Source organism: Candidatus Jettenia sp. AMX1 (genome assembly GCF_030263775.1).
GTDB lineage: Bacteria > Planctomycetota > Brocadiia > Brocadiales > Brocadiaceae > Jettenia > Jettenia caeni.
Genome location: NZ_SZPP01000039.1, coordinates 17,741 through 27,408, shown reverse-complemented (window position 1 = coordinate 27,408; position 9,668 = coordinate 17,741). Strand labels below are relative to the sequence as shown.

Below are 9,668 nucleotides of genomic sequence, written 5' to 3'. Positions count from 1 at the left end.
AACCCGGAGAGTTGCTCACCCGCCTTAGAGCGGCCTTTGTCGATGGGCTTCAGAAGGTAACGTTTCCCTCACCCCCTGCCATCCTGGCTACATGGCTTCTGGCTTTTACCATGACAGGTCTTTCACCCGTTAGTAAGCACTACCCTTCGCTGGGCACGCCAATTTGCAAAATTGAGCCCGCAAGAAGACTAAATACAAGCATTTGGGAATAAAGAAAATTCAAAAAGCTATTTTTATGCACAGCAAAAACTATTTATAAAAATTCGTTGCTTCCGTCTCTTCAACTGGTCTGGCAAGACAATCCTCAATCATGCTGACCTTAAACCGAACATCTCCGGGATTCAGTGCTTTGATAATAACCTTCCAGCTTGCTTGCGCTTTCGGGGCTAATGTTGGTAGTGGACCAAAACTTACCTCTTTCCCTTCTACGATTCCCCTTGTGGGTCCGGTTGATGATACATATTGCATTGAGTCCTCTAACGTGCATGTAATTTTGATGTTTGTACTAACATCTGAACCCTGGTTAGTCACCGTAATAATATATGCCTCGGTTTCATTAACCTCTATTGGGTCCAGGGTATCAACTACTTCAAGAAGAATTGCCGGAATACCCAGGATCTCAGTTATAGCCGATGCAGAGACAGGCTCGGCACAAACGGCCTTTACCATTGCTCTGTTTATTACCCTTCCTTTACTCTCAGCGCGAAGTGTTACACTTACTTTTTTAGACTCCTGAGGTTGTAAAGTTCCCAAGTTCCATGAAACATTTTTTCCGGTTAATGAACCTCTGTCGCTCGCACTTACAAACGATGTCTCATCAGGTATGATATCCTCAATACTTGTTGATACTGCTGGCCCATCGCCCTTATTGCTTGCAACAATATCATAGGTAATCTTTCGACCAATGAATCTCTTATCGGGACCTGTCTTTGTAATTGCCAATACTGGTTTTCTTACGGAGACTGTAGCTGCGTTAGATTTGGCGCTTAATCCACCCTCCGCAGTAGCCGTTGCAGTATTGGTATATCTACCAGTTTTGCCCGGCTTAAGGGTTAACGAAACCTCACGTGATTCTCCCGCTCGTAATGCACCTATCTCTTGAATTACGTTCGTTTCACCGGTTACGGTACTTAACCCTGGTGGCAAAGTTTCCTTAATCTGAATATCTCTGGCAACACCTGTACCCGTATTGCTTACGACAAAAGTTACTGGTATTGTATCACACATCATAACCTCGGAAGGCATGCGCCTGGTGAGATTCAGTTTTGGTTCTACCGCTGTTGTAGTAACACAAAACGGCGGTAATTTATATGCAATATCCGTGCAAAAAGGTATCTCCCCTGTTTCCATAGCAATTCCCGTAATTCGAATTACTTTGGTCTCTCGAGGACCTAAATTTCCTACAAACCATTGCGCAGCACCTTCCCTTATATTGTCTTTCATTTTAGGAATCGAGTTTTCTACCTTGAACTTATGGGAAATTGTTTCAATTAACTCAACGTCTTTTATGTTCATATCTGTAACATTCGTAACGTTAATACTATAATTAAAAAGTTGTCCGGCACGGACTTCCGAAGGAACATGCTTCTCTATAAAGATAACACCGTGACTTTTATTGCCAGCAGTAAATGTATCGTAAGTTCCACGTTTATTTGTATCTCTTTCTGTAGACAGATATTTGCGGCTTGCAGATGATGATAATGTATCTCCCGAATGGCCATATGCATACATCTTCGTATCTTCTCTGGTACCACTTCTTTGATATCCACAACTACATATACTCGTTGTTAAGGTAAGTAATAAAAATAGTAAAGAATTTACCCCATACCCTCTATTCATACATATAATCCTTTTATTAAAAAATTTAAAAATGTAAACATATAGCATTGATACATCTTTTATAAATAAAAAAAGCCGTTGCGTTAAAAAACGCCCCGGCTTTTTATTAATAAAATGCACATTTATGAAAAATCAAACTTTAATCCTAAACTACCTATACGTCAAATTCGGCAGTATTATTGATAGAAGTTAGTAGCTTCTGTTTCTTCAACCGGTCTCTCTAAACAATCCTCCATCAAACTAACCTTAAGTCTAACATCGCCTTCATCCACAGCCTTGACGATAAGCTTCCAGCTTGCTTGTGCTTTCGGGGCTAACGTTGGTAGTGGACCAAAACTTACCTCTTTCCCTTCTACGATTGCCTTTGTAGGTCCAGTTGATGATACGTATTGCATGGTATCTTCTAATGTACAGGTAATCTCCGTGTTTGTGCTTGTATCAGAACCCTGGTTGGTTACCGTTATCACATAGGTTACAGAATCGCCAACGGCAACCGGATCTTCAACATCTATTACCTCAAGTAAGATCGCGGGTATACCTAATACCTGAGTCACAGCCGATGCAGATACAGCCTCGGCACAAACGGCCTTTGCAACCGCTTTGTTTTCTGCCTTTCCTATACTTTCGGCACGAAGTGTTACACTTACTTTTTCAGAATCTTTAGGTTGCAGAGTCCCTACATTCCATTTAACAGTATTGCCAGCAAATGTACCTCCATTGCTTGCACTTACAAATGATGCATTGGCAGGTATAGTGTCTTCAATAACTGTTGATGCTGCTTGGCCATCACCTTCGTTACTAACTTCAATATCGTAAGTAATTTTTCGGCCTACATACCTCTTTTCGGGACCTGTTTTCTCAATTGCTAATATCGGCTGTTTCACGATAACTGTAGTAGAATTAGATTCAGCACTTAATCCACCCACACCAGACGCTGTTGCAACATTGGTATACTGACCGGTCTTTTCTGCCTTAAGGGTTAATGAAACTTCACGTGACTCTTTTGGCTGCAACGAGCCAATTGTCTGCATTATACTCGCCTTACCATCCGCAGTTGTTAATCCTGAAGGCAAAGATTCCTTAATCTGAACATCTTGAGCAACTCCAGTACCGGTATTGCTTATGATAAGAGTTACAGGAATGGGATCACAGATTAAAACTTCAGACGGCATACGTTTGGCAAGGCTTAACTTCGGCTGCACAATCACCGGGGTTACACAAAATTCCGGCAAGTTGTACGTTGCGGTCGTGCAAAACGGTATTTCACCTTCTGTCGTAGGTACACCGGTGACCCTTATTACCTTAGTCTCTTTCGAATTAATATCCCCTATTAACCATTTAGCAACACCCTCTTTGAGAGGTTTTTGCATCTCAGGATCAGATTTCTTAATTTGGAATTTTTCTGAAAGTGTTTGAACAACTTCAACATCTCTAACGGGTACTTGTGTAAGATTGGTAACCTTGATAAGATATTCATATGGCTGATTAACCTGACCCATTCTAGGAACCATTGTTTCCACAAGGATTACACTACTGTGCGGATCCCCTGTGGGAAATGCTCCCATAATTACCAGCATATCTGATTCTGCCTTAGCCGGCTCTTTCTGTTTATGCATTACCTGATGCCTGGGTGGCGGTTCTTCTTCGATATGCCCATGTGCATAAGGCGGTTTTTCTTCAACCTCAGTTCCTTTATAGCTACATCCATAAATTCCTGACAAAAATATTACAAATAAAACCAGATACGACTTATTCAATTCAAACCACTTCATACTATACCCCCCCTTTCTAAAATTCTCTTATAAAATAATTTTCCCGTGAGAAGGACCAACTCCTATACACTCAAGATTTATGCGATTATCATAATAGGCAAACACTGTACCATCTTTATGTTTACAAATTTTTAACTGGTAAATACATCTTTAAAATATATTTAGAACTAATAAGCATTATTATCTAAATATTCAAGGATTTAAAAGTTATGATATCAAAATCTATGAGATTGCTATCAGATTTAAATAATTTTCAGGGTATCTTTATTTTGAGTGATTTTTTCCCCTATGATGAAAATTTTTCTAAAGCTTTAGAAAATTATTCTATAAACCTGTAAAAAAACGGGAATAAATTCTTATTTCATCATTCTTATTTATTGAATATCCGATGTAAAAAAGTTATAGTAAAAATGAGTTAATCATCCCGAATTTGTTAATCATTCTTTTCATTAAAGTAAGGGATACATATGAAATTACTACAAAAAAAGTTTTTTCAATCCTTCGTAATTCTCTTTTTTATTCTCATTACGGCATTCAAGGCTTCCGCTCAATTTGATTGGCTTTCTGAAATTTTTAACCCTCAAAAACACCTCAGTGATAAAAAGATCGTCTCTGGATTAAAAGAAGCCCTCAAGGTTGGCATTCAGAATGCAATTAAAACAACGGGCAAACCTAATGGGTATTTTAACAATGAATCGATTAAGATATTGCTACCTGAAAAATTCGAAATACTTGATAAAACCCTGCGTACGATAGGCGCAGGAGAGAAACTTGATGAGTTTATTTTAAGTATGAATAGAGCTGCAGAAAAAGCAGCGCCGGAAGCTAAGGATATATTTCTTGATGCAATTTTCGATATGACGTTTGAAAATGTACTAACAGTTTATAAAGGTGGCGATACAGCTGCCACTGATTATCTTAAAGAAAAGACGTATAGCAAACTTGCAGAGAAGTACCAACCAACAGTAAAAGAGGCATTAGCTGAATATAATGTCACCAAAAAATACAACGAGGTTGTAGATAAATATGAATCTATCCCGTTTGTAAAAAAATTTATGGCGCTTGATTTGGATCATTATGTATTACAAAAGGCTCTTGATGGATTATTTTACGTATTAGGTGAAGAAGAAAGTAAAATCCGTAAAGACCCGGCAGCAAGAGTAACAAAACTTCTCAGAGAGGTTTTTAAGAACGTATCACAATAAGTTCATACTCTGTAAACCGGTACCTGGGGTGGTACTGACAAACTTTGTTTGTCAGTGTTTTGTAATCCATATCCATGTACGTAAGTAAATAAGCACGGACAAACCCGTTTGTCCGTGCCACCCGGCCTGGGGCTTCTAAAATCATTCCACCCCTTTGGGGTTGAATGTGGTATGTTCGTTTTCATACAGAGAGTACTATAGAATCGGATTACTATCTGGTTTACCAGACAGGTATGATGTGACTCCTCGTTGATGGCAAGAAAACAATCCTTTCATATACGCGAGTTGTTTATCAAAAATGCATCTCCCTAATATAAACGCCTTCAAATTCCGCAATTTGGGAGAGTTCCATAACCTGTGTAATGCTGGCAATACGAGCTGCTTTATCTATTAAATCTTTATTCAGAATTATTCCTACAGCGCCTTCCAGGCTTGAATTACCAACAAAAAAGAATCTTGTATTTTTTAGTTCCGGAAAAAAACCGACCCTGAACAGACTCTCTTGCTTCAAGTGATACCCAAATGCACCTGCAATGATAACCGCCCTAAGTTCTTCTGGCTTCCTATTGCAGGTGGCAAGTAAAATCTCAACACCTGCCCTGATAGCCGCCTTCGCCAGTTGAACCTGCCGAATATCTTCCTGTGATATTGCCACGTCATCTGATAATTGGAAATGCCGTTTCCCGTTTTTCTCGAACAGACATTTTTTATACCCTTCAGGCAGTCCATTGCCTTCCTTACCCTGCAATCGCCCTTTAGAATTCACAAGTCCAACCCGTATAAGTTCTGAAACGATATCCAAAAGCCCGCTTCCACAGATACCCCTTGGCTGACTATTCCCTATTACTTCCAGGAAAAGTTTATCTCCCAGACAGACATGCTCGATTGCACCTTCTCCGGCTCTCATACCCGAACTTATGGTCATCCCCTCAAAACACGGTCCCGCAGCAGTGGATGTCGCTACCATTCCATTCTCCAGCAAAAGGACCATTTCACCATTGGTGCCGATATCAACAAAAAGGGCTGGTAATTTAGTATCTTTAAAATCTCTGGATATCGCATACAGGTTTGCCTGCCCGTGTACCATATGGTCAATAGCTACAAGACCGGAAACTATATCCCCGCCAACATAGGCTGAAATACAGGGAAGGGTTGTTACTGTGGCATATACTGCTCTATGAATAGAAAGCTCTTTCGCTGTCGTGGTAAAGGTATTAAGCACCTCAGCCTTATATGGATACTCACCAATTCCCTTGATTTCCTTATTTAAAAAGATATGCTGCATCGTAGTATTACCGGATGCTACGATTTGATAGATATTTTCTGGCTTTACACCTTTTTCAGATGATACAAAAGAAATTAAAAGATTAATAGCGGATATAAGCTCTTTGTGCATTCTGAGAAGGCCATCATGATGTGATGTTGAATACTTTATCCGTGACATAACATCATGACCATAATATACGAGGGGATTCAGTGTTGAAGCAGCGCCTGCTATTTCACCATTGATAAGGTTAACAAGTGATGCTACTAATGTTGTTGTACCAATGTCTAAAGCAATTCCATACATCTGAGATCCCGTATCACCCTCTTCAATAGCTACGGGTCTATCGTTCATGTATACCTTTGTAAAACAAGCACCCTGATCATTATAAAACATATCTTTCCATACAGAAGGATTGATATTTCGTTTCCTTGTATTCTCTGTATAAAAGCCATCAACAATCTTCATGGTCTTCTTTTCATAACAAGGGATGATAATTTCCATGTCAGTTTCTGCGACAGTTCTGCAGGCAAGCGCTGTAGTAAGGGTCTTATTTACTCTTATCTGTACAAGGTCCTTCCCGCACTTCCCGGTACCACCGCACGGACCTTCAATAGTAACACCAAGCTTTCTTGCTGCCTCAAGGATCGTAATTCCTTTTGGTACAGATCCTGTTATTCTGGAGGGATAAAAAGTCAGTTTTACATGATGAGTCATATAGTTACCTTAGCAATTGTTCTTATAAGAGTTGGATGCTACCATTTCTGTCATAGCTTTTATATGTCTAACGGGCGTTTTAGCACTGAGACCGCATGCCGGGGCAAGGATATCGATACCGAAATCTAAAAGATTTTTTGATATCTTTTGTATCGTGTTAATGGGACCATTTTGTAAGAGTATAGTACTTACATTACCCATAAGCTTTTTTCCTGGAATCATAGCCCTTGCCTCTTTTATGTTTACTGCAGAGTCTACACTTATGCATTCAGCGCCAAGCTCATTGAGAGGGCCGTAGATAGCGCTTATATCTCCACATATATGTACGATAACGGGTTTCTCAAACATATGGATATGGTTTATCATTCTATTCAAATATGGAATTGCAAACTCTTTGAATAGTTTTGGTCCGAGTATCTCACCAGTTGCAGAAGGATCGGATATCACAATAAGATCAGCGCCGTTTTTGATAAGCGCCTCACCATACTTGATACTGTTCTTTATCAAAAATGAGAGTAAACCGTGAACATCTTCAGGTTCCTGTCTGAGTGCTTTAAACAGTATCATTGCATCAATCAGAGAGGTAGCAAGACTGAAAGGACCGACTAAATTACCTATGACAGGGACGTCTGGAATCTTTTGGCTTACAATTGCTGTACATTCAAGAATTGTTGGAAGACGTCCATCTTTATACGGATCGATTTCTTTTAGATCCCTCCACTGTTTTACTGACTTCAATGGATAATGAACCATACTAGGCTCCGTAATCTCGTCACCGTCCTCCACCTCTCCACCCAAAGCTTCAGCTTCTACAGTCATGCAAAAAGGAATACCCAGATTCTCCATTCCTGTTTCATTATGCATAGCAATCGAAAGTTCAGCCATTTTTTTCGCATCCCTATGGATTGCTGGCCATCGGCAACCTGTTTTTACCATAACCTCTCTGCTAGCCATAGTCATCATACCACCCGGACAAATAACGGGGGTTCTATCGGCATGCTTGCCTTGAAGAACTTTAAGAAGTCTTTCTTTTTCTATCATAGTTATTAAGAGATTCGAAAAGAGTTTCCTATCAATAACGTTCTTGAATAGAATTTATGAATACCTAATTCAAGTTAATTGGAAGCCGGGCAAATCTTCTTCCTGCCTCGAGAAATGCAATCATATTCTCATGAGGTGTTTTTATAGGAACCTCGCATCCTGTAGCTACCACATATCCCTTCGGATTGTCTGCTGCCTTTGCTAGGCAATCCTTGACCATAGCAGTTATAATCTCCGGATTTCCTTTCAGCATGCCATCAGCAGGACTCAGATTTCCCATTAAACAAACCTGCTCTCCTACTAATTCCTTAGCTTCTAAAAGATCGATAGTATCAATACTCAGGATGTCGGCTCCACTTTCAGCCATGCATTGTATTACCCTTTTTGTCTTTCCACAGATATGGAGCACACCCGGAAGGTTGTAAGAATGGATGTGTGAGTACACCTCTTTAAGATAGGGCAAGACAAATTCTCTAAAATGTTTTTCGCTTATCATCGAGCCGGTAGCTATAGGTTCAACAGTAACTGGCACACCGCCGGCTCTTACATAAGCATCGACAAGGTTTTTGACCGATTGAGTGGCAACTCTCATCAGGGTGTGTATTAATTCAGGATCTGTATAGAGTTCTTTTATAAATCTCTCCGTTCCTCGTAAGGCTGCTGAGGTCGTAAACGGTGCCCCGATAACTGGTACGATAAAGACATCATTCCCGATAGCATCTACACATCGTTTTATTGCTTCCAGGTATACGGGGATCCTGCCATCCTTTCCCGGGTCTACTGGTTTGAGCTTTTTCAGGTCTTCCCTCGTTTGTATAAACGGAGTTTCTACCTGTGGTGCGTCATCTTCTGGAAAGTACATTCTGGTGCCCATAGCTTCAGCCAGTGTAGAAGTGGTAGAAAAGATATACACAATGTCATGCCGGTATTTTTTAAAACATGCAATGTTGGCATCTCCCATATTCTTCCCATTTGTACAAAAGTCCCTGACAGTCAGATTTAAACTCCTGGATGCAAAGTTAAGAATCAGGGGGCTTACCAAAAGCCTGTCAATCTCCTTTCCCTGTATGGCTGCCAGTAATCTCTCCTTAGGTGTCATTTCATCCCGAGAATTCATCGTGTTCCTCCCTGCCCTCGTTTAACACTTACAAGCTCCGGCGTTTTCAGTATGAGAGGACTGAAAGGAATACGCTGCACTATGTCATTGGCAACCTTAACTGCCTCGGCAGCATTCTTTGCATATCCATCTGCCCCTATATTTCTTGCAAACCCTGGAGATATTGGTCCACCACCAACCATAACCCTGGAGGCTATACCAGCCTTCTTAAGGCCTTCAATAACCACCTGCATACCATCCATAGTTGTGGTCATAAGAGTAGAAAGACAAACAAGGTCTGCCTGTAACTCTCCTGCAGTATCAACAAACTTTGCATACGGTACATTCCTGCCTAAATCATGCATTTCAAATCCGGCGTTATCCAGCATTATCTTGACCAGGTTCTTCCCAATATCATGGGTATCACCTTTAACAACACCGATTACGGCCTTTTTCTTACTCCATGCAGTTTCCTTTGGCAGATAAGGTTTGAGTACCTCAATCCCTGCATACATGGCATCGGCACAGAGGAGTATTTCCGGAACAAAATATTCCTCATTTTCGAATAACTCATTGACCTTATCCATTCCTTTTGCAAGCCCATCCATTATTGCCGTATAAGGGTCGACTTTGCATCGTATCACCTCAGCGGCCGCTTCCTTAGCGCAGTCTATGTCCATATCAATTACGGCCTGGGCTAATGTAGTTAAAATATCTGCTTTTTCCCTTTGCAT

Annotated in this window: 8 protein-coding genes; 2 read left to right on the top strand and 6 right to left on the bottom strand. The window is 40.5% G+C overall.

Going from position 1 to position 9,668, the window contains the following annotated elements:
- Window positions 1-212, top strand: a 212-nt coding sequence (locus FBQ94_RS12130; protein ID WP_285442160.1) for a hypothetical protein, incomplete at its 5' end; no start/stop codon positions are given.
- Between the two features lie 37 nt (window positions 213-249).
- On the opposite strand, the gene FBQ94_RS12125 is transcribed toward FBQ94_RS12130, so the two are convergent.
- A complete protein-coding gene (locus FBQ94_RS12125; protein ID WP_007221219.1) occupies window positions 250-1,839 on the bottom strand; it encodes a COG1361 family protein in 1,590 nt (529 codons plus the stop codon).
- A 176-nt stretch (window positions 1,840-2,015) separates the two neighbouring features.
- On the bottom strand, window positions 2,016-3,611 hold the full coding sequence (locus FBQ94_RS12120; RefSeq protein WP_007221218.1) for a COG1361 family protein: 1,596 nt from the start codon (window positions 3,609-3,611) through the stop codon (window positions 2,016-2,018).
- Between the two features lie 467 nt (window positions 3,612-4,078).
- On the opposite strand from FBQ94_RS12120, the gene FBQ94_RS12115 reads away from it, so the two are divergent.
- Entirely contained in the window at window positions 4,079-4,816 is a 738-nt protein-coding gene (locus FBQ94_RS12115; protein ID WP_007221217.1) for a DUF4197 domain-containing protein, read from the top strand.
- 292 nt (window positions 4,817-5,108) lie between these two features.
- Here FBQ94_RS12115 and FBQ94_RS12110 read toward each other — a convergent pair whose 3' ends face one another.
- From FBQ94_RS12110 to FBQ94_RS12095, 4 genes are all read right to left on the bottom strand, one after another.
- The gene (locus FBQ94_RS12110) at window positions 5,109-6,797 is read right to left on the bottom strand and encodes an ASKHA domain-containing protein (protein ID WP_007221216.1); all 1,689 of its coding nucleotides are present in this window, start codon (window positions 6,795-6,797) and stop codon (window positions 5,109-5,111) included.
- Between the two features lie 9 nt (window positions 6,798-6,806).
- A complete protein-coding gene (locus FBQ94_RS12105; RefSeq protein ID WP_007221215.1) occupies window positions 6,807-7,838 on the bottom strand; it encodes an MtaA/CmuA family methyltransferase in 1,032 nt (343 codons plus the stop codon).
- 64 nt (window positions 7,839-7,902) lie between these two features.
- Complete coding sequence (locus tag FBQ94_RS12100; RefSeq protein ID WP_007221214.1) at window positions 7,903-8,955, bottom strand: uroporphyrinogen decarboxylase family protein; 1,053 nt, start codon at window positions 8,953-8,955, stop codon at window positions 7,903-7,905.
- The gene (locus FBQ94_RS12095; RefSeq protein WP_007221213.1) at window positions 8,952-9,668 is read right to left on the bottom strand and encodes a cobalamin B12-binding domain-containing protein; all 717 of its coding nucleotides are present in this window, start codon (window positions 9,666-9,668) and stop codon (window positions 8,952-8,954) included. Before FBQ94_RS12095 ends, FBQ94_RS12100 begins: the two co-directional genes overlap by 4 nt.

Bases quoted from the DNA above. Each gene is read 5' to 3' on its own strand.
- FBQ94_RS12125 (WP_007221219.1), bottom strand. From the start codon at position 1,839: ATGAATAGAGGGTATGGGGTAAATTCTTTACTATTTTTATTACTTACC.
- FBQ94_RS12120 (WP_007221218.1), bottom strand. From the start codon at position 3,611: ATGAAGTGGTTTGAATTGAATAAGTCGTATCTGGTTTTATTTGTAATA.
- FBQ94_RS12115 (WP_007221217.1), top strand. From the start codon at position 4,079: ATGAAATTACTACAAAAAAAGTTTTTTCAATCCTTCGTAATTCTCTTT.
- FBQ94_RS12110 (WP_007221216.1), bottom strand. From the start codon at position 6,797: ATGACTCATCATGTAAAACTGACTTTTTATCCCTCCAGAATAACAGGA.
- FBQ94_RS12105 (WP_007221215.1), bottom strand. From the start codon at position 7,838: ATGATAGAAAAAGAAAGACTTCTTAAAGTTCTTCAAGGCAAGCATGCC.
- FBQ94_RS12100 (WP_007221214.1), bottom strand. From the start codon at position 8,955: ATGAATTCTCGGGATGAAATGACACCTAAGGAGAGATTACTGGCAGCC.
- FBQ94_RS12095 (WP_007221213.1), bottom strand. From the start codon at position 9,668: ATGCAAAGGGAAAAAGCAGATATTTTAACTACATTAGCCCAGGCCGTA.